Here is a 23,503-nt window from a genome sequence, read left to right as displayed (position 1 = left end):
TAGTTCTCATTACAGTGCTAATGGTACTATAATCTGCCCGCTCTGTCCTGTCAATGACACTCTAAGAGTTATCACAAAATAATCATAAAAAGCATTTATCAGGGATCTAATAAAAGCGAGCTGTACACTTGAGCAGGAGCTGATGGATCAAGGTAAGTTTTAGCGTGATTGACTGCTGTAACAGCTTCCGTATAAGCCGAGGCTATTAACCGCCACTTGCCGGTATAACCCGCCATATCACCTGCTACGTATACATGAGGCATCTGGGTTTCCATGTCGTTCGAAACGGGTATGCGCCGTCTTTCTAATGGAAACCCCCAGGCTTCAATGGGAGCAGGATCGCAGAAATACACGTCTTTTCGCTCTCGCTTAGTTATCACACCCGGGCCGGCTGCAATTAAAACTGTCTTCGAATGATGCACGTCACCATTTTCCAGTGTCAGTGACAGAGATGCATCAGCGTTGCCACCGATTGCCTTAACCGTACGATTCATAATAATGGACGGATTAAACATTAAGGCCTGTTCTTCCATTTGACTGATAAAATCGGCGCCGCTGATTTTCGGGATGCCGCCAATATCGTAAATCATTTTTTCCGGGTAAAAAGCCGTCACGGTTCCGCCGAGAAAAGGCAGACAATCGATGATTTTCACCGACATGCCGCGCATACCCGCATAATAGGCTGCATACATACCAGCGGTACCGCCGCCAATAATGGTCATGTCATACAACTCTGGCTCTTGCTGCCAATTCATAAGACAAACCCTCTCTCTATCGCTCAAACTCATTCTAGTCTACATTATACCGTAATTGATAATCGTTTTCAATTTATTAAGGCTGGCTTAAGTGAAAATAGTTTGAACATAAGAACAACTGCGATACAATAAAAGGTACACGATGAAAGCGCTGGCCTTGCCAGGTTGTATTAACTTATGACAGGACTGGCTGCACGAAGGAGTGATAAGGATATGGATAAAATCAATTGGATGGATGAAGTTGTCAAACGGCAGGATGAGCTGCTTAAGGATCTGCAAGGGTTTCTCAGTATTAAAAGTGTCCTGAATGAAGAACAGGCTGACTCAGAGGCACCGCTTGGCCAAGGTGTTAAAGATGCCTTGCACTATATGCTGAATTTAGGTGATGGCGACGGGTTTTCCGTCAAAAACGTGGACAACCTTGCCGGTCATCTGGAGATGGGTGAAGGTGAGGAAATGCTCGGTATACTTGGGCATGCTGATGTCGTCCCAGAAGGTGATGGCTGGAGCATGGAACCCTACGGCGCCACAATTAAAGATGGCCGAATTTATGCGCGCGGATCCAGTGATGACAAAGGGCCGACGATAGCAGCTTATTATGGGATGAAAATCGTAAAAGAGCTGGGAGTGCCACTCGATAAGCGCATTCGTCTGATTATTGGAACGGATGAAGAAAGTGACTGGCGGGGTGTTAACCACTACTTCGCAAAAGAGGAAATGCCGGATATGGGTTTTGTTCCGGATGCGGAATTCCCAATAATCTTCGCAGAAAAAGGCTTATCTGATTTTGATCTGGTGCTGCAGGCAGATGCGGAAGCTGCACAAGATGAACGTGTCTTACAAACATTCCAATCCGGCCTGCGTTACAATATGGTGCCTGACCATGCTGAAGCCCGTATCACGGCTCCGCAAAATACACAAGACATGATACAGTCATATCAGCGTTATCTTGCCGATGCTGGACTGGACGGACAGGCCAGTGCTGAGGACGGAGAAATGACGTTCACCCTGAATGGTGTGAGTGCACACGGCGCCGAACCGGCAAACGGTATCAATGCTGGCATACGACTCGCGCAGTTTTTACAGGACCTGCCGCTGGATGCTTCAGGGAAAAAGTTCCTCGAGACAATTGCTGAATTCCGCGGTCAGACTCGTGGTGAAGCATTTAACATGGCGGTTTCTGATGATGTTTCTGGTGATTTAACGATGAATGCAGGCGTCATGCAATATACAAGAGGATCGAAAGGGCGCATTGGCGTCAACATGCGCTACCCGGTAACATTTGATATGGATAAAGGAAAAGAGACCTTAACAAAAGCCATTGCGGCAAAAGATCTCACGATGGAGAACATGACAGATTCCAAACCAGCTTATGTTGAAAAAGATGATCCGCTTGTTCAGACGCTTAAGCAGGTTTATGAGGAACAGACCGGCGAAACGGGCGAACCGCTGGCAATCGGCGGCGGCACCTATGCACGCGCTCTGGACCGTGGTGTTGCTTTTGGCGCGATGTTCCCAGGACGTGAGGATGTTATGCATCAAAAAGATGAATATGCTATCGTGGACGATTTGCTGAAGACAACGGCCATTTATGCCCAGGCGATCTATGAATTGGCAAAGGCAGACTAATGGACCAATAAGAGGAGGTGACCAGTCATGAATTACCCAGAGACATGGGATCTGGACAGTATTTTTCCAGGGGGAACCAAGTCAGAAGAACTGCAAACCAAGCTATCGGCTATAAAGGAAGACATTACTGTTTATCAGACAATGCTTGATGACTACAGCCTGAGCGATAACCCTGCCGCCGAGTCACTAAAAGTGCTTCTCGGGCAGCAGGAGACGATCGGTAAAGGGATCGGACAGGCTGCGACCTTTGTACAAATGTATCATGATGCGTATATGGATGATGAGCATGCTGATGTCGTAATGGGTCAGATTATGGATTTAGAGAGTGAGATGCAAAAGCTTTCCAATACGTTTACAAAACAATTGGTCGCGATACCAGATGCGGACTGGAACGCATTGCTGGAAGATGAATCACTCAATAAGAGAGCGTTTGCGTTGAATGAGATTCGCAGCAAGGGCGAGCGACTGCTGTCTGACGGTGAGGAAAAACTTATTGCCGACTTGAATCAGGATGGTCTGGCTGGCTGGAGCAATCTTTATGACACGGTTGTTTCACTCATGACGATCCCCTTCACTGATCAAAACGGGGAAACAACGGAATTGTCAGTGGGACAGGCAATGAACCGGATGTATACGGATCCCGATGCTGACGTGCGCAAGCAGTTATTTGATAATTGGGAAGCTGCCTGGAGCAAATACGCGCCGATTTTTGCCGACATCCTTAACCATTTGGATGGCTACCGGCTGACCTTGCAGAAGGCGCATAATCGCGGCAGTCACTTAGAAGAGCCACTGGAGTACAATCGGATGACTAAGGAAACGCTGGATGCCATGTGGACAGCTGTTGAAGAGAACAAGCAGCCGTTTATTGATTTTCTTAACCGCAAGGCAAGCGTCCTCGGTATGGATAAACTCGGCTGGCAGGATGTGGAGGCACCCGTCGCCATTAATGGTGTTCAGCCGATGACGTTCACGTTTGATGAAGCTTGTGAATTTGTAATTAATCATTTCGCCAGCTTTAGTACAAAACTGTCAGCGTTTGCCCGGCATGCACTGGAGAACCGCTGGGTGGAAGCGGAAGACCGGTCGAATAAGCGTCCCGGCGGTTATTGTGCACAGCTCCCGGAGTGGGAAGAGTCACGCATTTTCATGACGTTCACCGGTTCTGCGAGTGATGCAAGCACCCTGGCGCACGAATTAGGGCATGCCTTTCACAGCTATGTCATGAAAGACTTGCCTGCGTTAAATCAGGAATATGCGATGAACGTCGCGGAAACAGCCAGCACATTTGCGGAAACGATTATTACGAATGCAACACTTGCTAAAGCTGAGAGCAAAGATGAGAAAATCACACTGCTGGATACGAAACTGGAAAATGCAACGGCAATGTTTTTAAATATTCATACACGTTTCCTGTTTGAAGATGCTTTTCATACGGAGCGGGCCAAGGGCATTGTCTCGGAAAAGCGCATCAATGAATTAATGGTCAATGCGCAGAAGGAAGCATATGGTGATTCCCTGGCCAGCTATCACCCGCATTTCTGGAGCAGTAAATTGCACTTTTTCTTTGATGATGTGCCATTTTATAATTTCCCTTATACATTTGGCTTTTTATTCAGCCTGGGAATTTATGCGGAATATCTGAAACATCCGGAAGGCTTTGAAGATAAGTATATTGCCCTTTTGCAGGATACAGGCTCGATGACTGTGGAAAATCTCGCTTTCAAGCATTTAGGCGTTGATCTTACCAATAAAGCTTTCTGGGAAGGCGGTATCCGCATCATGGCTGAAGACGCTGAAGAATTTATCAGACTGACGGAATAAATCAGGCGGAGCTGGGTCAAAACGAAAGTCATCAATTAGGAGGTTCTTTTCATGCAACGATTTATGTGTAAAGGAAAAATTCATCGGGCGACCGTCACAGAAGCCGATTTGGATTATGTCGGCAGTGTCACGATTGATCGCAAACTCATGAAAGAAGCCAATATTATACCATATGAAATGGTACAGATCGCCAATATACGGAATGCTGCCAGATGGAAAACGTACGCAATTCCTGGACCGGATGGATCAGGACAGATTTGTCTGAACGGCCCGCCTGCCAATTTGTTTTCAGTCGATGATCTCGTGATTATCTTAAGCCAGGGACTGATGACAGATGAGGAAATCGAGGCGATGAAACCGCGGGTTGTGTTTGTTGATGGGGATAATGAGGTGACCAGCATAGAAGAACATGACCTGAGCTCTGAGGAAGCAGAATTGTAACGCAAGACAGCAGGCACGTGTTTACTTGTACATGTGCCTGCCTTCTGTCAATTTACTCAGAGAGCCATGCTTTAGCATCTTCCTTTTGATCTTTTGTATAGAATTGCAGCGACACGCCTGGCAATAGGCGGTCCAATTTCGAATCCGCCTCCATAAGTTTGCTGTCGGAAACAAGCGCAGCCTTATTGATGCTCGTCAGGTGTTTCATCACTTTTAAATCTTCCAGCAGCCCTTTCAGAGTTATGCCTTCCCAGTTTTCGGTTGTGATCAGCAAGTTAATTTTCTCCGTGTCGGCAACTTGATCCTTAAAGAAATCATCGAGCTTCTGCACATCTTCCTTTGTCAGCTTATTTTGAATGGTAACGTCTACATTGGGACTGTACTCAATATTCGCGTTTTCAATCATTTTTTATCACAAACCTCTCACTTAGGTGTTCACAAGCTGGTCCCCCGCTATTATTTACCATTGCGTCATGTTTTATAAACAGAGAAAAGTGGAAGATCCTATTGACGGATGATTTATTAAAAAAGGAGTTATTCATATGGATCAGCAAGTTCAATTGGGTCAATCTGGCATCCGTGTGTATCCAGTAGGTGTTGGTACGAATGCGGTTGGCGGTCATAATATATATCCGAATATGCTTGATGAAGAAGAAGGAAAAGCATTGGTTCGCGAAGCTGTCGGGAATGGCATGAATATGCTGGATACGGCTTATATTTATGGCAAAGGACGTTCCGAGGAGCTGATCGGCGAGACTCTGAAAGACTTTAAGCGGGACGATGTCGTTCTGGCAACTAAAGGAGCGCACGAATTTGTTGGCGACGATGTTGTGATGAATAATCATCCAAAATTTTTGAAGCAGCAGGTCGAGAATAGCCTGCGACGTCTGCAGACAGATTATATTGACTTATTCTACATCCATTTCCCTGATGAGGACACACCGAAATATGAAGCAGTTGGCGCATTAAAAGAATTGCGCGATGAGGGGAAAATCCGCTCCATCGGGGTATCCAACTTTTCTCTGGATGACCTGAAGGAAGCTAATCAGGATGGTTATGTTGATGTCGTTCAGGGTGAGTATAATTTACTGAACCGTGATGCTGAAACAGCAATGCTGCCATATACAGCCGAAAATGGCATGACGTTTATCCCTTATTTTCCGCTGGAGTCCGGTCTGCTGACAGGAAAATACGATAGCACGTCCACCTTTACAGACATCCGTGCCAGCAAGCCGAGCTTCCAGGGTGAAACATTTCAGGAAAATATTAAAAAAGTGGACAAGCTGCGTGACATCGCAAATGACTATGGCGAAGAGGTAGCGCATATTGTTCTTGCCTGGTATTTTTCCCGGCCATCACTGGATGTTGTGATTCCCGGCGCAAAACGGGCTAACCAAGTGCGTGCTAATAAACGTGCAGGCGAGATCCAGCTCACCCAGGAAACCATTGATACGATCGACCGTTTGTTCAGTTAATTGACGCGTACACATACTATTAAGCCAGGCGCATAGAATTGTTATATGTGCCTGGCTTAATCTACCTTTGGGTTTAGTCAAAAAGGACTGATATGATTCGTTTGAACAAAAAAAGCTTCGAGTAGTGACGTGTTTTAAATGTTTTTTGAAAAGTTTGACATTACAAGGTCTAATATTTTTCATTTAACTGATTATTGCACAACTTACCAAACCTATGCTATTTTTTTATTGAAGCGGAAATCTTATAATTTCTAAAAATGAAAGGGGTTGCAATATGGAATACGCTATATCTGGAGCAACATGGTTTTGGATATTTGTCCCTATGCCATTGTTGATAATACTGTCTATCATAACTTTATTTGGAAGTAAAAGGAGGGATTAAACGTGGAAACGTCAACATTGATAACGTTTATTGTTTATCTGATCTTTTTACTTATCATCGGTGTTGTCATGTATCGCCGTACAAGCGATTTATCGGATTACGTTCTTGGCGGTCGGAAACTTGGACCCGGTGTCGCAGCGTTAAGTGCAGGCGCCTCGGACATGAGTGGGTGGCTGCTTTTGGGCCTGCCGGGAGCGATTTATGCGTCCGGATTATCTGAAGCTTGGATGGCAATTGGACTCTCAACGGGTGCTTATCTTAACTGGCAATTTGTTGCCAAGCGTCTGCGCGTTTATACAGAGGTCTCCAATAACTCAATTACTATCCCGGATTTTTTGGCTAATCGTTTCAAAGATAAGTCGCATTTATTAAGAGTGATTTCGGCACTTGTTATTTTATTGTTTTTTCTATTTTATACATCCTCCGGTATGGTAGCAGGCGCCAAATTATTTGAAGCGTCTTTTGGTTTGCCGTATCATGCAGCTCTGCTGATCGGTGCGCTGGTTGTCGTTTCGTATACGTTATTTGGCGGCTTTCTGGCAGTAGCCTGGACAGATTTTATCCAGGGAATCCTGATGTTCCTTGCTCTCATTGTCGTCCCCATCGTAGCTTTAAATCAAATGGGCGGCTGGAATGAAGCAGTTCAGGCTGTTGGAGAGATTAACCCAGACCATTTGAACATGATTCAGGGTGTGGGTGTTATTGCTATTTTATCATCGCTCGCCTGGGGGCTGGGTTATTTTGGTCAACCGCATATCATTGTACGTTTTATGGCATTAAAATCGCCCAAAGATGTTAAGAAGGCTAGATTTATTGGGACGACATGGATGGTTCTGGGTTTGTATGGTTCGATCTTTGTCGGTTTTATTGGCCTTGCCTTCATCAGTACTCAGGACGTATCGGTGCTGAGTCAGTTGGGGATTGAAATAACGACAGAGGACGGACTGCAGGTTCTCGGCGATCCGGAAAAAATCTTTATCGCTTTTTCCCAAATATTATTTAATCCGGTTGTGGCTGGTGTTCTGATTGCTGGTATTTTATCTTCTATTATGAGTACCGTTGACTCTCAGCTGCTTGTTTCGTCGTCAGCTGTAGCTGAAGACTTTTATAAGGCTATTTTCCGCAGAAATGCAAGTGATAAAGAGCTCGTCTGGGTTGGCCGGCTAGCTACATTGCTCATTGCACTGTTTGCCGTATTGATTGCTATCAATCCGGATAGTTCCGTACTTGATCTGGTCAGTTATGCCTGGGCTGGATTTGGCGCCGCATTTGGCCCTATTATTCTTCTGGCTTTGTTTTGGAAGCGAGCGACACGTACCGGTGCTGTTGCGGGGATTCTGACAGGTGCTTTGACAGTTATCGTCTGGGGTGACCTTCTGGAAGGCGGTCTGTTTGACTTATACGAGATCTTTCCAGGCTTCATCCTGAATCTTGTTGTAACGATTGTTGTCAGTCTGTTCACAACCCCTGATCCAGAGATTGAACGGGAATATAATCAGACTCTGGAGAAACTAAACGACTAGGACGGAAAACTATCAGTCAGCTCAAGTGCCTGTTGCCCGGTACTTGAGCTTTTTTTTATCGTGATTAGTATCTGAAATAATCGCCAGCCGTACCGCTATACTTCCCTGCAATCTTGTTATCGTGTATGATCATGGGAGATAAAATGACGCTAAAAGGGTGAGACTGTTGCTTTATAAGTATTTACTGATTTTTTTAGGGGCAGCGGTGCCTTGGCTGGAAGTGATTGTGGTTGTGCCAATCGGTATTGTCTGGGGAATGATGCCATTTTTAGTTATGCTGGTAGCATTTGCGGGCAATATGTTATCAGTGCTTGTTGTCATTTTTGGATTTGATAAATTAAAACGCTGGTATGTCAGACGTCGTGAGGCAAAAGGAAAACAATCTTCAAAGGGCAGTCTCAGAGCGGTAAGGTTTTTTCAGAAATATGGCGTTCCCGGCCTTGCATTACTGGGACCATTTTTAATCGGTACCCATATCTCAGCCTTTATTGGCATGGCTCTGGGTGCATCCAAACGAGCGATGAGCCTCTGGATGGGCGCAGGGATTCTGCTATGGATCATCATTATTGGTGTTGCCACAGCACTCGGATTTGATTTTTTTACGAAAGATTTTTAGCGATGACAACTGCCTCATTGTTTAATTCGGTGTGCTCTATGTTTTATATGGGGCATCCCCTAGTGTCAACATCAAAACAGCTGACTCTGAAGACAGAATCAGCTGCTTTGCCTTATCGGCACCATGTGATTAGACGCGCCGGGTTTCCTGTTTGCCGTACGTTACCAGACCGCCATCCTGCAGATACTTGTCCATGCCTTCTGCCGCACGATAGGCAAATGCGCCAATCGTTTCAGTCGGGTTGTAGTTGCTGTTATGCGGGAAGGACGAACCGCCGATTACGAATAAGTTTTCCATATCCCACATTTGCGAGTATGTGTTAACAGCGGATGTGTCAGGATCATCGCCCATCATCACACCGCCCAGGAAGTGATCGGTGTAAAATTTATGATCAAATGTAGCGTCATCCGCCACCCCGTCCGTGTCAATAATGTCGGCACCCATTTCCTTCATAATCTCACCGCATTTATCCACGCCATGCTGCGCGCGCTTCCGATCCTGCTCATCATATTGCACAGTCACACGCAGAAGCGGGTTGCCCAATGCATCTTTATACGTCGGATCAAGATCCATATACGTGTATCGGTTGGGCAAAAAGCCTGTCTGCGGGGTAATGAATAAGTTGCGATTGTGATAAAACAGATTTTTGTCTTTAAATTCTTTACCCCATGCTGGTGTTCCTCGCGGGACTACATTATGGGCAATCGGCCGTTTGCCCAGCTGGAAATAGTGGACTTCATACCCATGCAGAAAATCAACATCCGAGTGATCCATATTATCACCGGAGAAATCATCGATCGTTGCGCCAAGGGCACCGGCTCCCATGGCCAGGTTAAACTTCTTATCTTTGAAAAAGCCGCGCGCCCCAATATAGGTGGACAAATTGTTGAAATGACCTGTAAAGTTTTTACCGATAATGCCTTCCTGCGTATCTGGATTATACGGTTTGCCAATATCCGACATCAATAATAGTTTATTATTCGTAAAGGTGAAACCAGCCAGTACGACGAGATCGGCAGGCTGGATGTATTCATCACCGCTCGCGTTATCAACGTATTTTAACCCGGTTGCTTTGTTACCATCGTGGATGACTTCGGTAACCGTGGATTCATTGCGAATTTCAAAGTTCCCGGATTTTTTAGCTGTTTCCAGAACCGTAACAATCGGATCGGATTTAGCGCCAAAATCACAGCCATATTCTTCGCAGAATGCGCAATACATGCACGCATTAATGGTCTCGCCATCCGGATTTTTATACTGCTCGGTCACGTTGGCGGATGGCAGATGGTAGGGATGATAGCCGAGATTTTTGGTCGCTTCTTTAAAGAGATTAATGGACATGGTATTTTTCATCGGCGGGTTCGGATACTTATCGGAACGTTCAGGCCCGATGGGATTTTCCTCACCGGAAATGCCAGCCATCTTTTCGAACTTGTCATAATAGGGTTCGAGTTCATCATACGTTATGCCCCAATCCTTAATGGTACAGTCTTTCGGAATCTTCTCTTTCCCGTACTTTTCAACCGTTTTACTGTATATTTCAAAATCATAGGGCAGCCAGCGGAAACTGACACCATTCCAGTGTACGCCTGCACCGCCTGTGTCCGTTCCGAGCCGTGCATCTGAATTGTTTCGGACAGGGCGGGCCGTGTTGTCTATATGACTCCTGGCAGTTACGGTTTCCTTGGATAAATCCTGCATCAATTCATAGCGAATTGAATATTTCAGTTCGTCTTTGGTACCGACAAAGTCATCTTTTGTTTGTTTTTTGCCTCGTTCCAGTGAGACGACCTGATAGTCTTTTTTTGTCAGCTCAGCAGCGGCAATACCGCCAGCCCAGCCAGTGCCGACAATGACAGCATCAACTTTTTCTAACTCTTGAGCCATCTATTTCACCTCCGCGGTTATTAACTGTTCTTTTGATAATCCGTCAGGCTGACAGGTTCCATATCGACAAATTCATCTTTCTCAATGACATTTCTATAAGAGGTTTGAGCGCCCGGAAAATCCTTCATGCGCCAGCCATCCATATTTTTGTTTCCCCCGTATAACGGATCGCAGAAGGCGCCTTCCTGTGTTGCCTGTTTTAACAGAGCGAAGAAGCCATCTGAGGGAACGGTATTCATCTCGATTTTACCGTCCTCCAAGTCGCTCATAATCTCGCTTTTTTGATCATCATTGGCCTGGTCAAATGTGGTATCAAACCGTTTCTGACTTGTCCTGTTCATTTGCCGCAAGCCTTCTAAGAAGATTTTACCGCGATTTTCCCTGGCGTAGTCCGCTTTGCTATCAGACTCGAGATTATCATGTTGTTTGGCGAAAGGCCCTCGTCGGTAATCGTCACCATTGATGCCCCAACTGCCGGCGAGCTGCCTGTCGATGTAGTAAGGCACATCCAGTTCAATCGCACCTGGACCGTTATCATCCTTTGGAAAAATGAGCTCAGTCGCCTGTTCCAGCACGACGAAATCTTCAAATCGGTTAAAAAACATCCGTGCCCGGTCCGGCTGTCTATTGTCAGTCTGTTTGCTCTCTTTTTCCGTGTCTTCTGATATGAATTGATCAGTCAGAAATCCACCCAGCAGTGAGCCGCCGACAACACCGCCGGCTGCAATGCCTGTATTCTTAAGAAATTTCCGGCGTCCCGGATCTTCTGTATTTTTGTCCGCCATGTGAATCACCTTCTTTTCACGCTTTATAGTCAGTATTTTCCTGTAACTGATTTTCTATACAGGTGTTCCGCTAACTGTTAAGCATATCTGGTTTTCTGTGTGCCATGTACCAGCATGCCGCCATCACCCTGCAAGTACTGATCCATACCTTCTGCAGCGCGGTAAGCCAGTGCGCCAACGGTTTCAGTCGGATTGTAATTGCTGAAGTGAGGGAACGATGACGCGCCGACAACAAACAGGTTTTCCATATCCCACATTTGGGAGTAGTTGTTGACAGCAGATGTTTTCGGATCATCACCCATAATCACGCCACCGCCAAAGTGCCCGGTTGTATAGGAATTATTGAACGATACATCATCCGCAATCTCATCAGGCTCAATAGTGTCCGCGCCCATTTTCTTCATAATGTCCTGGCATTTTTTCACGGCATAGCGATTGAGCTGACGATCCTGATCGGTATACTGATACGTCACACGGAGCAACGGATTGCCGTAAGCATCATCGTATGTGGGATCCAGGTCCAAATAATTAAATGTCCATGGCAATGACCCGGCAAGGGCGTTCACATATAAATTGCGGTTCGTGTAAAACAGGGATTGATCTTTAAAGGATTCACCCCATGATTCAACATCGCTGGGAACGGCGTTATTTTCTATCGGGCGATTACCAGTGGTTTGTATTTGGATCTCAAACCCATGCAGAAAATCCAAATCGCTGTGATCAATATTATCGCCGCTGAAATCGTCAATCGTAGCCCCCAGCGCTCCGGCTCCAGCAAAGTTATTAAACTTTTTGTCATCGAAAAAGCCACGTGCGCCAAGGTACGTAATATTATTAAAATGACCCGTAAAGTTCTTTCCGATAATACCTGTACCGTTCTCAGGATCGTAGGGTTCGGCGATGTCTGACAACAGCAAGAGACGTGTGTTCGTGAAAACAAATCCGGCCAGTACAACAATATCTGCCGGCTGTTTGTATTCCTGGCCGGTCGAGGTATCGATATACTGCAGGCCAGTCGCGCGATTGCCGTCATGGAGCACTTTCGTGACAGAGGCTTGATTGCGGAGTTCATAGTTTCCTGTTTTTTGCGCTGTCGGCAGAACAGTGACAATCGGATCAGCTTTAGCGCCGAAATCACAGCCATATGTTTCACAAAAGGCACAATACACACAGGCATTAATGGTCTGGCCGTCGGGATTTTTATATTGCTGTGTCACATTAGCCGACGGAATATGGTAGGGGTGGTATCCCAGCTCCTCTGTACTGTCTTTAAACAGGCGAATTTGTGGTGTATCTTTCATAGGCGGATTCGGGTAATCATTTGAGCGCTTGGGACCAATCGGATTGGGTTCACCGGATATGCCCGCCATTTTCTCGTACTGGCCATAATAGGGTTCCAGTTCATCATAAGTGATACCCCAATCCTGCAGTGTCATATCGTCAGGGATTTTGTTCTTGCCGTATCGATCAACTGTCTGACTGTAAATTTCAAAGTCGTAAGGCAGGAAGCGAAAATTAACGCCATTCCAGTGTACCCCGGCCCCACCGGTATCTTTGCCGAACAGGGCATTCTCGTTATTCCGGACGGGAAGAGCTGTCTGATCAGAAGAACCTCTGGATGTGATGGTTTCCTCCGTCAGATCCTGCATCATTTCATACCGTCGGGAAAAGCGCAGCTCATCTTTTGTGCCTATGTAGTCTTCCTGCTGTTTCTTTTTGCCGCGTTCCAAACCGACCACCTGATAGCCTTTTTTGGAAAGTTCCGCAGCGATAATACCGCCGGCCCAGCCGGCACCGACAATGACAGCGTCCACTTTATCTTTCGTTTTTACCATGGTGATGCCTCCCTGGAGATCTTAGTGTCCCTGATAGTTGTTCAGACTAACAGGTTTTAAATCTGCAAATTCATCCTGTTCGATGACGTTGGCATAAGACGTTTGCGCACCAGGAAATTCTTTCATTTTCCAGCCTTGCATGTTCTTATTGCCGCCATGCATTGGATCCGAATAAGCCCCTTCTAGTGTTGCCTGCCGCAGCAGGATAAAGAAGTTTTCAGCTGCCACACCGTTCATGGCAATCGTGCCTTTTTGGATATCTTTTATTATCGCAATTTGCTGATCTTTATCGGCCTTATCAAAGGATGTCTCAAAACGTTTCTGACTGACATGATTCATTTTGCGTATGCCTTCCAGAAAAATGTCACCGCGTGTCAGTCTGGATTGATGGCGCTGATTCTCTGTTTCCAGCTTTTTATCCTGTCCTTGGGCACCTTGAGGATTGGGCGGCAGACTTTCTTGTTCTTTTCCTTTAACATTCTCGACCGCTTCATATTTGATAAAAGGTGCCTGCCGGTAATCTTTGGCGTTCATGCCCCAGGATCCGGCCAATTGACGATCAATAAAGTAGGGGACATCAAGGTCGATCGCACCAGGTCCGTTTTTATCTTTGGGAAAAATGCGCTCGGTAGCTGCTTTCAGCACTGCAAAATCCTCAGGCCGATAAAAGAATTGCTGGGCTTGCTGGAAGCTTGATTCATTATTCTCAGTTTCTTTTTGGGTCGACTCGTTATCTGTGAATTGGGTCGTCAGAAATCCACCCAGCAGTGAGCCGCCGACGACACCACCGGCTGCAATGCCTGTGTTCTTGAGAAATTTCCGACGTCCCGGATTTTCTGTATCCTTATCCGCCATATAGATCACCTTCTTTGATACTAGTCATTTATAGTTATTTCCATAAAATGAATCTATATACGGAATTTCAAAGAGAATGCGGTAAGAATGTTGGGCAAAAGGCGGATGTCTGTTAGTCATTGACGTGTTATACTCAATCTAGTAAAGGGGGGGAAGAATTCATGACATTTGAAGCTATACTGCCATCTTTAAAAGCAGGGGGAAAAGTGATTCGTACAGGCTGGAGCGGATCTGAACAGTATGTCAAACTCATCGGCGAAAGCACTTATGAGGGGGAAACGCTGAATCCGTATATGCTAATTAACGTCGAAGGGGAAGGCTATACGATGTTCACCCCGGCAGTGTGTGATATATTAGCAGATGACTGGGAAATGGTTGACTGACGCATGACTCGGGATTGAAGTGATAGGTGTGCATTTGTCACAGAGCTTATCACGTCTCGACACGTGTCCAAAGAAATGGTATGAACGGAGGCGGCTGTTATGTTTGACGACTATAACGGTAAAGTGGTTTTTGTGACAGGAGCTTCGTCCGGTATTGGCTCAGCCCAGGCACAGCGATTTCTAGAGTGCGGTGCATGGGTATTTGGATTTGATAAACAAGCTGAGGGTCTGTACGAACTGGATGCTTTACATAAAGACCGCTTCAGCTATTTTATTGGAAATACCGCTGACAAGGAGGCCGTGACTGCGGCGGTAAACCAATGCCTGTCGCAATTTCAGACGATTGATATATTGCTGAATACAGCGGGTGTGTTAGACGGCTATGCCCCCACTCTGGATACGGACGAAGCGTTGTGGGATACCGTCCTGGATACTAATGTTAAAGGTATGTACACTGTGACGAATGCTGTACTGCCGCAAATGCTTGAACAGGGGACAGGCGTTGTTATTAATATGGCCTCTATCGCAGGACTTGCTGCGGGCGGCGGTGGAGCAGCCTATACAACGTCCAAACATGCGATTATAGGATATACCAAGCAGCTTTCTTATGATTACAGCCGCTCCGGGATACGGACAAATGCGATTGCACCCGGCGCGATTCGAACGCCGATGAATGCAGCTGACTTTGCCGGAAAGGGCGAAACGGCGAATTGGGTAGCCAATGAGACGCCTGCAGGCAGATGGGCGATGCCGCAGGAAGTAGCTGATCTGACGCTGTTTGTTGCCAGCTCTAAAGCGGATTATATGCACGGAACAGTACTGCCGCTGGATGGCGGCTGGACAGTCTAATACGTCTGCTGTCTGTTCAGTCCTAACAGTGCTGTCATTTAATGTTAAATCGCTGGTCAGAACCCAGCACTGCGGCACTTCTGCTTCTTTGGCCGCAGTTATGACTAAAATAGCTGTTTGCTATTTTACAAAGGAGATACTGCAAATGAATAAATCGATTGATTATTCGCTTCACCCGTCACTTCTATCAGCGTCAGAGATGACAAAAATAGCACTGGTGACCGCCTTATATGTCACGCTTACATCTCTTCTGGCTGTTGTTAGTTTTGGGGCGATACAGCTCCGCTTATCAGAAATGTTCAACTATCTTGCACTGTACAATAGACGATACGTAATTGCTGTCACCATGGGTGTTCTGATTGTTAATTTTATGTCGCCTACATGGGTTCTTGACGTCCCAATCGGTACTGCAGCAACCCTCTTGGTATTGCTATTATGCCGTTTCCTTACGAGGCGCATCAAACATGACATTGTGAAAATTGTTATGACGGCGCTTGTATTTTCATTCTCTATGTTTACCGTTGCCGCTCAGCTTGTGATTTTGTTTGATTTGCCTTTTTTCTATACGTGGCTGACAACAGCTCTGGGTGAACTGTTATCGATGACGATAGGCGGCATGATGGTTTATTTCCTGAGTCAGAAAATTGACTTGACAAAATAGGTATTGTGACGATGCTCTTTAATATGAGGACAACAAGACATGTTAGCATTTTTGGTGTTTGAGCTTAAAATAAGCCATCTGTTAAAACACGAAAGAGGGGATACGATGTCCATCCACTGCCAGCTTGACTTTGACGACGTGCTGGCCTTGCAGCGACATGTCGTCAAGCATTCATATACGCATTATATTAAAAAAACGTATTTTAAATGGATCTCAGCCGTTTTGCTTTTTTTAACTATTTGGTTTATATTTCAGGTAACCTTGACATCGGCTATGGCTGGGGCTGTCATTACGGCGGTCTATGTGTTTATGTTTCCTGCGCTATACGTGGAAATAGTCATGGCACGGGCAAAAAGTCAGATGCAAAACCAGGATCTGTCGCATATCATTGGTCAGTGTGACATGACATTGACGGAAGAGGGAATCGATCGGGAGAAAGACGGCACCATAACGCATTTCAATTGGGATCAATTTATCAAGCTTGGCGAGGATGATCAGCATTTCTTTTTGTATAAATCTGATCTGCAAGGATTGATCCTGCCCAAGAAGCCGGCTGATAAAAATCAGGATGACATCGCTGCTTATCAGGCGCAGATTAAAGGCCATGTCAATCCGACCGGCTCAACTAAGTCAAGTGCCATTACGGAGACGAGTGGAAAGGATAATAGTGAGCCTGCAAAGGATGACTAGTGAAGCAGAACAAAAAACACCGCTTGACGGCTGAATGCTCAAGTCAAGCGGTGTTTTCTTGTTATGATGGATCAGCTACTTTAACGAGCTGCTTACCAATATTCTCACCTGAAAACAGACCAAGAAACGCATCCGGTATGCTGTGAAAGCCTTCTTGGATCGTTTCTTCATAAGTCAGATCACCATTCGCAACAGCTTTAGCGAGAAATGCGTAAGCCTCATCGAAATGATCACTGAAATCGCCGACTAACAGTCCTTGCATTTTGACTCGGGATTTAACCAGGAACGGCTGGACGCGCAGTCCGATATCCTGTTCACCATCCTTTAGATTATACGATGAGATAGCCCCGCATACCGGGACACGCGCAAATGTATTTAACAGCGGCAGGATAGCATCGCCAATTTCGCCGCCGACATTTTCATAATACACATCAATGCCATCCGGGCAGGCATTCTGCAGCTGCTGCGCTACATCGCCTTTTTTATATTGAACAGCCTCATCATAACCGAGTTGTTGGGTAATGTACGCTGCTTTTTCCTCAGAGCCGACAATACCAACGGCACGTGCACCGGCTTGTTTGGCCAGCTGACCGGCAACCTGGCCGACTGCTCCAGCGGCACCTGAGATGACCACAGTCTCACCGGGTTTCGGTTCGCCGATATGCATCATGCCAAAATAGGCAGTCAATCCGGGCATACCGAGAATACTGAGGGCAGCACTCGGGCTGAGGCCATTTGTATTAACTTTGCTGACATCGTCTGCGTCCAGGACATGATATTCCTGAAAAGGCAGGCTGCTCCTGACAATGTCGCCTTGTTGCAGCTGATTGCTCTTTGACTCAATGACCTCAGCAACAATGCCGCCATCCAGGGGTTTGCCGACCTCAAACGGTGCCACATAGGATTTCGTATCGGACATACGTCCGCGCATGTAAGGGTCAACCGATACATACAGCGTTTTTAACAACACTTGATTGGCTTCTGGTTCACCAACGTTTGTTTCCACGAATTTAAAGGTGTTGTCATCTGGCATACCGTTTGGACGTTCATTTAATAGCAACTGTTCTTGTGTCATTATTAGCCTCCAATTATGTTTCGAATAAACATGCAGCAAGCGGCTTCTCGGATTAGGCCGTCACCATTTTTATAACTGCTGCAGACTGTCTTGAATAGGTGTCTGGCCGCCGATTACTTTGAATTCCTTGCCAATTGACGCATCATTTTTGAGCGATTCTAATATCACATTGGCTATATCTTCACGCGGGACGTCAGCAGCGTCAACAGCGGTTCCAGTATGAACCTTTCCAGTACCGGCGTCATTCGTCAGTGTGCCTGGATGGATCATGGTATAGTCAAGTCCAGCGTTCCGCAAGTGTTCGTCTGCGTAGTGTTTGGCAATGACATAGGGAGCAAACGAATCGGGAGCGTTCTGAATAGCCCTGCGTGTTGTATCAAAGGAGCTGATCATTACAAAGCGCTTCACACCAGCCTGTTTAGCGGCTTCGATGGTTTTAACTGCACCATCCAGATCTACCATGATCGTTTTGTCTTTCCCTGTTTTCGGTCCGGACCCGGCTGTAAAGACAACTGCGTCCACATCGTCAGCGGCTTGGGTGATCTCGTCAATCTCACCTTCGAGGTCTGCGATATATGTTTCAGCACCGAGTTCTTTAAAATCGGCTTCCTGCTCTTGTTTTCGCAGCATCGCTCGCGCCGTATGACTGCCACTGGCCTGAATGGACTGCACTAAATGTTTTCCGATTTGGCCATTTGCGCCAACAACTAAGATTTTCATGTTCTCATCCTTTCCTGAGAATGGGATATATTTATCAACTATACCCTAAAAAAGCAGCTTTTAATCAGAACGATGCTTTTTGGCTGTAGCTGGGACAAAAGGTCTGTTTCTGGGAAGGTTCACTTTTGTCCTAATTTGTTACCGACACAATAATAAATTATATGGATCAAATTAGCTAAAAATCTGTTTATAGCGTGTGCACCCAAATGTCTCTGATGCAAGGGGGACCGGCATGTGTCAGAATTCGGCACGTTTTTTGTTTTATACTGGATTCAAGAGTGCAATATCATGCATGATCGCGTATAATAGCAGACGAACATGTCGAATTATGTATTTACGTAATCCTGTATGGAGGGTCGATATGGGTATTTTTCATAAAAAGCCTGACAAATTCGCGGCGTACTTAGTCGATTTTGGACGTTATCTTAATGAAGCAACCAGCTATTTTCTGGAATTTAAAGTGCAGGACGCTGACACACTGCAGGAATTTGCCGCGACGATGAAACAATATGAGTCGGGTGCTGACGACAAGGTACATAATATTCTCCGGGATCTTAATCATGTTTTTATCACCCCTATTGAACGAGAAGACATCATGCAGCTGACCATGAGTCTTGATGATGTCATGGATGGTATGGAAGAATTCACAGCTTTGATGGACATTCACCAGATTTTTTCATCCGACACCCACATTGATCAATTTTCAGATTACATCCAAAAATGTGCAGGCGAAATTGGTTCAGCCTTGGAATTACTTGCTGCTAACAATCTCGAAGCTATGGAAAAGCATGCTATTCAAATAAAAGATTACGAAAGTACTTGTGATAATTTACACCGCCATTCCATGAAAGAATTATTTCAGAAGGAAACGAATGCTATAACCGTCATTCAATACAAAGAAATTTATGAAACACTGGAACAAATCGCCGACTATTATGAGGATGTCGCAAATATTTTGCAAAGCATTATCATGAAGAACGCATGATGAGAGGTATCGCACGATTATGAACAGTTTACTCGTGATTGTCGTTTTGATCGTTATAGTTGCACTGGCATTTGATTTTATTAATGGGTTTCATGATACGGCCAACACGATTGCTACGGCTGTATCAACCAAAGCACTGACGCCGCGCGTTGCGATTACACTGGCGGCTGTTATGAATTTTCTTGGAGCGCTGACGTTTACGGGCGTGGCGCAGACAATTACGAGCGGCATCGCGAATCCATTTGATCTGGAAAACGGGACAACCGTGATTCTGGCTGCATTGATATCCGCTATTATCTGGAATTTGATCACCTGGCTGTTTGGCATTCCCAGCAGTTCCTCACATGCTATTATTGGAGCTATTGCCGGAGCAGTGATTGCCTCGGATGGTTTTGGTGCGGTACAGTTCGGCGGGTTTATTTCGATTGTTGAAGGACTGATCTTGTCCCCGCTGGTCGCATTTGGTGTAGGTTATATTTTATATTCGATTATTAAGCTTATATTCAAGAATCGCAACTTGGCTAAAACCAATAAGCAATTCCGGCGTGTCCAAATGCTAACAGCAGCTGTGCAATCTTATGCCCATGGTACGAATGATGCCCAGAAGTCCATGGGGATTATTACGATGGCGCTTATTGTCGGGGGCATGCGTACGTCGACCGAAGTGCCGTTCTGGGTTCAGGTCAGCTGTGCAACCGCGATGGCGCTGGGAACATCCATTGGCGGCTGGCGCATTATCAAAACAGTTGGCGGCAAAATTATGAAGATCCGGCCGGTTAACGGTGTGGCTGCCGATTTGACGGGCGCATTCACGATTTTCGGTGCCACCTTAGTTCATTTGCCAGTCAGTACGACACACGTTATCTCTACCGCTGTCATGGGTGTGGGAACAGCTCATCGCATTAAAGGTGTTAACTGGAGTGTTGCCCAGAGCATGATTGTCACCTGGGTGATTACATTGCCTGTGACTGCTTTGATCGGGGCTCTTATACTGTATTGTCTGCAATTATTGCCTTTCTTTTAAAGCATGACAGCTATCACAGGACTCTCAACACGGCATAGAATGGAGAACATAAGGAGGTTCGAACCTATGTATCCATATGTTTATAATCCAACGTACCATTATGATCCATTCAGAAATGCAATCCCAAACCCAAACCCATATCCAAGCCCAAACAACGCAAATGCAAACACAAGTGCAAATGCAAGAGCCCATGCAGAAATTAAGGGAAGCCCTCTGGCGCCCAATTTGCGTGGGTATGTCAAATTCACAGATGTGCCTAACGGAACGAGGGTAAGTGTTAGGGTCATGGGACTGCCATCATATCAGGAAGCTCAAAACGATCAGGCTCCGATTGGTCCGCATGGATTTCATATTCATGAAGATGGTGCTTGTTCTATCGGGGATAACTCAGATCCGTACCAGTCGGCTGGCGGTCATTGGAGTCCCGACGATCAGCCGCACGGTAATCACGCAGGTGACTTTCCGGTGTTGTTTTCCAATAATGGGCACGCCAGAATGACTTTTTTTACTGACCGTTTTAAAAGCAGCGATGTCACCGGCAAGTCCATCATTATTCATCAAAACCCGGATGACTACCGTACACAGCCGGCAGGCGATGCTGGAAAACGTATAGGCTGCGGTGTTATTAACGCGTATTAACGCCTTTCATCGTGTTTGATTACGATTGGCCACATAGGGGCTGTTCGACCTTCTCGCTGGACGGGTGGGCCCGAACAGCCCAATTAGTAGCTGATTTCTGTTAAACTAACAGTCAGAAACGACTAATGAAGGGAGATGGCGGGTATGACAGACTGGCGGGCAGCCTATCAGAGATGGCTGGACAAGCCGGATCTTGATCAGGATATGAAGGAGCAGCTGCATGCACTTGCAGGTCAGGAAGACGAACTGGAAGATTGCTTTCATAAATATCTTGAATTTGGGACGGGTGGTATTCGCGGAGTGCTCGGACCGGGGACGAACCGGCTGAATCTTTATACAATCCATAGAACAGCAGAAGGATTGGCGCGCTGGATCGATGATGACGGGGATGCGGCCAGAGATAGAGGTGTGGCCATTGCCTATGATGGCCGCTATAGGTCGAGAGACTTTGCTTTTGACGTAGCTATGACGCTCGGTTATCATGGCATTCGCTCGTATGTCTTTGCGTCATTGCGGCCAACGCCGGAGCTGTCATTCGCGGTACGGCACTTGCATGCCGCGGCTGGTGTGATGATCACGGCGAGTCACAATCCGCCTGAATACAATGGCCTTAAAGTGTACGGGCCTGATGGCGGCCAGATTATTTCAGAAACGGCTGATGCGATTGTTCGGAAGGTGAATGCGGTCGAGGATGAACTGGCAGTTCAGACGGTTAATAAGGAAACTTTGTCTGACAGCGGCTTGCTGCAAATGATTGATGAGGATATAGATGAAGCTTACCTTAGCCAGCTCCAGACAGTTGCAGAAAATCCGGATGTGATTCAAAAAGCGGCAACTGATCTGGGAATTGTTTATACACCCTTGCACGGAGCAGGTCTCCCATTAGTCAAAGACAGCTTACAGATGATGGGCTTCAAGCATGTGTATACAGTAGCGGAACAAGCAGAGCCGGATCCTGAGTTTTCCACTGTCGCCTCACCCAATCCAGAAGAACATGCAGCGTTTGAACTGGCCATTCGTGATGGTGATAGGTACGACGCTGATATTCTGATCGGGACAGACCCGGACGCTGACCGGATGGGTGTTGCCGCTAAAAACAGGGACGGGCTTTATCAGGTGCTGACAGGTGATGAAGTGGGAGCACTCATGCTGCACTATCTCCTGACCCAAAAAAGACAAAAGGACGAACTACCTGCTAATGCTGCCGTTATTAAAACAATCGTCACATCAGAGCTGGGACGTGCTATTGCCAGCGCCCATGGCATTGAAACGATTGATACCTTAACCGGGTTTAAATATATTGCTGAACAGATTGAAACGTTCCATGAGACAAAATCACAGCAGTTTTTGCTCGGGTATGAGGAAAGCTACGGCTACTTAATCCATGATTTTGTTCGCGATAAAGATGCGGTGCAGGCAAGTATGCTGATCGCCGAAATCGCTGGTTACTATAAACTGCAGGGTATGACACTTCACGAGGCTTTAATGGCACTCTTTGCAGCATATGGCTATTATCAGGAAGATCTGGCTTCGCTAAAGATGACAGGCCAAACAGGTTCGAGCAGGATTGACGCTATCATGGAGACGTTTCGCAGTCATCCACCCGAAACGGTCGCCGGCAAACGCGTGCTTGCGTCTGAAGACTACCAGACGAACCTTCGTCATGACTTGCTGAAGGGCGAAACAGCCAGAATCACCCTTCCAAAAGCCAACGTGCTCAAATACAAATTAGATAATGACGCTTGGTTCTGCCTGCGCCCATCTGGAACTGAGCCAAAGATTAAGTTCTATTTTGGGGTTAAGGAAACAAGTTTAGAGACAAGCCATGATGTGCTGCAGCAGTTAAAAGATGATGTGCTGGGGATGGCTAAAGATGCATCATCTTAATGGCTGATGGATTCTTCGGATCGATGAGGTATTTAGGAAGGGGAGGAGGGAGCAGCTGCTAAGCGCCTCCCTCAGGCAAACAGATTGGATGGTGTCCTGTTATATGGCTAAATCATTGACAACTCTGTCTATTTCTTGCTCGCCAGCTGATTCCCAGCGGCTTTTATCAGTAATATTGCCATCTCTGTCAAGCGGTGTCTGGAATTGGTTGAAGCCTGTTGTTGACAACAAGGCATTTTCCTCCCACTCTAATCCAGTGTTGACGACATGTTTGATGACATAAGGCGTCCGGAATTCTAAGTAGGCTTTAGCGCTGTCGAGTTCGCCATCGATGACATCGAACGGAATCCGGACATAGATAGTTTCAGCATCCTCACGGCATAGAATCATGTCGAATTTTCCACGGTCATACTCCCAGTTCCCACAAAGTGAATAGCCATTCGATCGAAACGCCCGGTATACATCACCGAAGTAAGCCTTTTTGCCCTCAATCTTTGTATCCAATTTTAGCATGTGCGTCTACTCCTTGATTGTTAGTGACTGTTAGTTTTTCCAGATAATCAGATGACCATACGTTCAAATC

General features: G+C 46.2%; 23 protein-coding genes. 14 read left to right on the top strand and 9 right to left on the bottom strand.

The window, feature by feature from the left end; translation table 11 throughout:
• Positions 1–98: 98 nt before the first annotated feature.
• Positions 99–755 carry an NAD(P)/FAD-dependent oxidoreductase gene (locus ACZ444_RS11490; RefSeq protein WP_382357895.1) on the bottom strand — a complete coding sequence of 219 codons (657 nt, stop codon included), beginning with the start codon at positions 753–755 and terminating at the stop codon, positions 99–101.
• 213 nt (positions 756–968) lie between these two features.
• Between ACZ444_RS11490 and pepV the strand changes: the two genes are divergently transcribed.
• From pepV to panD, 3 genes are read left to right on the top strand one after another with little or no spacing between them, the layout of a single operon-like run.
• Positions 969–2,384, top strand: coding sequence for a dipeptidase PepV (gene pepV, locus ACZ444_RS11485; protein ID WP_382357894.1), 1,416 nt, complete (start codon positions 969–971; stop codon positions 2,382–2,384).
• Between the two features lie 27 nt (positions 2,385–2,411).
• Positions 2,412–4,208, top strand: coding sequence for a M3 family oligoendopeptidase (locus ACZ444_RS11480; protein WP_382357893.1), 1,797 nt, complete (start codon positions 2,412–2,414; stop codon positions 4,206–4,208).
• A 51-nt stretch (positions 4,209–4,259) separates the two neighbouring features.
• Positions 4,260–4,649, top strand: coding sequence for an aspartate 1-decarboxylase (gene panD / locus ACZ444_RS11475; protein ID WP_382357892.1), 390 nt, complete (start codon positions 4,260–4,262; stop codon positions 4,647–4,649).
• Between the two features lie 52 nt (positions 4,650–4,701).
• Here panD and ACZ444_RS11470 read toward each other — a convergent pair whose 3' ends face one another.
• On the bottom strand, positions 4,702–5,055 hold the full coding sequence (locus tag ACZ444_RS11470; protein ID WP_382357891.1) for a SpoIIAA family protein: 354 nt from the start codon (positions 5,053–5,055) through the stop codon (positions 4,702–4,704).
• Positions 5,056–5,191: 136 nt separating this feature from the next.
• On the opposite strand from ACZ444_RS11470, the gene ACZ444_RS11465 reads away from it, so the two are divergent.
• The 3 genes from ACZ444_RS11465 (at position 5,192) to ACZ444_RS11455 (ending at position 8,645) form a co-directional block, all read left to right on the top strand.
• Positions 5,192–6,124 (top strand): aldo/keto reductase, encoded by a 933-nt coding sequence (locus ACZ444_RS11465; RefSeq protein WP_382357890.1) that lies wholly within the window; start codon positions 5,192–5,194, stop codon positions 6,122–6,124.
• Between the two features lie 384 nt (positions 6,125–6,508).
• Positions 6,509–8,029: a sodium/proline symporter PutP gene (gene putP, locus ACZ444_RS11460; protein WP_382357889.1), complete on the top strand. Its 1,521-nt coding sequence runs from the start codon at positions 6,509–6,511 to the stop codon at positions 8,027–8,029.
• A 157-nt stretch (positions 8,030–8,186) separates the two neighbouring features.
• Positions 8,187–8,645 (top strand): small multi-drug export protein, encoded by a 459-nt coding sequence (locus ACZ444_RS11455; RefSeq protein WP_382357888.1) that lies wholly within the window; start codon positions 8,187–8,189, stop codon positions 8,643–8,645.
• 129 nt (positions 8,646–8,774) lie between these two features.
• Here the strand turns inward: ACZ444_RS11455 and ACZ444_RS11450 are convergent, their stop codons facing one another.
• The 4 genes from ACZ444_RS11450 to ACZ444_RS11435 all read right to left on the bottom strand — a co-directional run bounded on the left by ACZ444_RS11450 (position 8,775) and on the right by ACZ444_RS11435 (position 14,007).
• A complete protein-coding gene (locus ACZ444_RS11450; RefSeq protein WP_382357887.1) occupies positions 8,775–10,532 on the bottom strand; it encodes a GMC family oxidoreductase in 1,758 nt (585 codons plus the stop codon).
• A gap of 20 nt (positions 10,533–10,552) precedes the next feature.
• On the bottom strand, positions 10,553–11,317 hold the full coding sequence (locus tag ACZ444_RS11445; protein WP_382357886.1) for a gluconate 2-dehydrogenase subunit 3 family protein: 765 nt from the start codon (positions 11,315–11,317) through the stop codon (positions 10,553–10,555).
• Positions 11,318–11,394: 77 nt separating this feature from the next.
• A complete protein-coding gene (locus tag ACZ444_RS11440) occupies positions 11,395–13,152 on the bottom strand; it encodes a GMC family oxidoreductase (protein WP_382357885.1) in 1,758 nt (585 codons plus the stop codon).
• A gap of 21 nt (positions 13,153–13,173) precedes the next feature.
• Positions 13,174–14,007, bottom strand: coding sequence for a gluconate 2-dehydrogenase subunit 3 family protein (locus tag ACZ444_RS11435; protein ID WP_382357884.1), 834 nt, complete (start codon positions 14,005–14,007; stop codon positions 13,174–13,176).
• Positions 14,008–14,168: 161 nt separating this feature from the next.
• On the opposite strand from ACZ444_RS11435, the gene ACZ444_RS11430 reads away from it, so the two are divergent.
• The 4 genes from ACZ444_RS11430 (at position 14,169) to ACZ444_RS11415 (ending at position 16,590) form a co-directional block, all read left to right on the top strand.
• Positions 14,169–14,390 carry a DUF2829 domain-containing protein gene (locus ACZ444_RS11430; protein ID WP_382357883.1) on the top strand — a complete coding sequence of 74 codons (222 nt, stop codon included), beginning with the start codon at positions 14,169–14,171 and terminating at the stop codon, positions 14,388–14,390.
• A gap of 99 nt (positions 14,391–14,489) precedes the next feature.
• Positions 14,490–15,239 carry a 3-oxoacyl-ACP reductase gene (locus ACZ444_RS11425; protein WP_382357882.1) on the top strand — a complete coding sequence of 250 codons (750 nt, stop codon included), beginning with the start codon at positions 14,490–14,492 and terminating at the stop codon, positions 15,237–15,239.
• 100 nt (positions 15,240–15,339) lie between these two features.
• On the top strand, positions 15,340–15,900 hold the full coding sequence (locus tag ACZ444_RS11420) for a QueT transporter family protein (protein ID WP_464433304.1): 561 nt from the start codon (positions 15,340–15,342) through the stop codon (positions 15,898–15,900).
• A gap of 39 nt (positions 15,901–15,939) precedes the next feature.
• Positions 15,940–16,590, top strand: a complete 651-nt coding sequence (locus tag ACZ444_RS11415) for a YcxB family protein (RefSeq protein WP_382357880.1) — start codon at positions 15,940–15,942, stop codon at positions 16,588–16,590.
• A gap of 61 nt (positions 16,591–16,651) precedes the next feature.
• Here the strand turns inward: ACZ444_RS11415 and ACZ444_RS11410 are convergent, their stop codons facing one another.
• A complete protein-coding gene (locus ACZ444_RS11410) occupies positions 16,652–17,665 on the bottom strand; it encodes an NADP-dependent oxidoreductase (protein WP_382357879.1) in 1,014 nt (337 codons plus the stop codon).
• 69 nt (positions 17,666–17,734) lie between these two features.
• Positions 17,735–18,385 carry an SDR family oxidoreductase gene (locus ACZ444_RS11405; RefSeq protein WP_382357878.1) on the bottom strand — a complete coding sequence of 217 codons (651 nt, stop codon included), beginning with the start codon at positions 18,383–18,385 and terminating at the stop codon, positions 17,735–17,737.
• 367 nt (positions 18,386–18,752) lie between these two features.
• Here ACZ444_RS11405 and ACZ444_RS11400 point away from each other — a divergent pair, with 367 nt between their 5' ends.
• The 4 genes from ACZ444_RS11400 to ACZ444_RS11385 all read left to right on the top strand — a co-directional run bounded on the left by ACZ444_RS11400 (position 18,753) and on the right by ACZ444_RS11385 (position 22,920).
• Positions 18,753–19,370, top strand: coding sequence for a DUF47 domain-containing protein (locus ACZ444_RS11400; RefSeq protein ID WP_382357922.1), 618 nt, complete (start codon positions 18,753–18,755; stop codon positions 19,368–19,370).
• A 19-nt stretch (positions 19,371–19,389) separates the two neighbouring features.
• Complete coding sequence (locus tag ACZ444_RS11395) at positions 19,390–20,394, top strand: inorganic phosphate transporter (RefSeq protein ID WP_382357877.1); 1,005 nt, start codon at positions 19,390–19,392, stop codon at positions 20,392–20,394.
• 285 nt (positions 20,395–20,679) lie between these two features.
• Complete coding sequence (locus ACZ444_RS11390) at positions 20,680–21,033, top strand: superoxide dismutase family protein (RefSeq protein ID WP_464433303.1); 354 nt, start codon at positions 20,680–20,682, stop codon at positions 21,031–21,033.
• 144 nt (positions 21,034–21,177) lie between these two features.
• Complete coding sequence (locus ACZ444_RS11385) at positions 21,178–22,920, top strand: phospho-sugar mutase (protein WP_382357875.1); 1,743 nt, start codon at positions 21,178–21,180, stop codon at positions 22,918–22,920.
• A 99-nt stretch (positions 22,921–23,019) separates the two neighbouring features.
• Here ACZ444_RS11385 and ACZ444_RS11380 read toward each other — a convergent pair whose 3' ends face one another.
• Positions 23,020–23,433 (bottom strand): YugN family protein, encoded by a 414-nt coding sequence (locus ACZ444_RS11380; RefSeq protein WP_382357874.1) that lies wholly within the window; start codon positions 23,431–23,433, stop codon positions 23,020–23,022.
• Between the last annotated feature and the right edge of the window lie 70 nt (positions 23,434–23,503).

This window comes from Lentibacillus kimchii (genome assembly GCF_055381965.1).
Note: the sequence above shows the minus strand (reverse complement) of the source record. Positions and strands in the feature narration are given on the sequence as shown.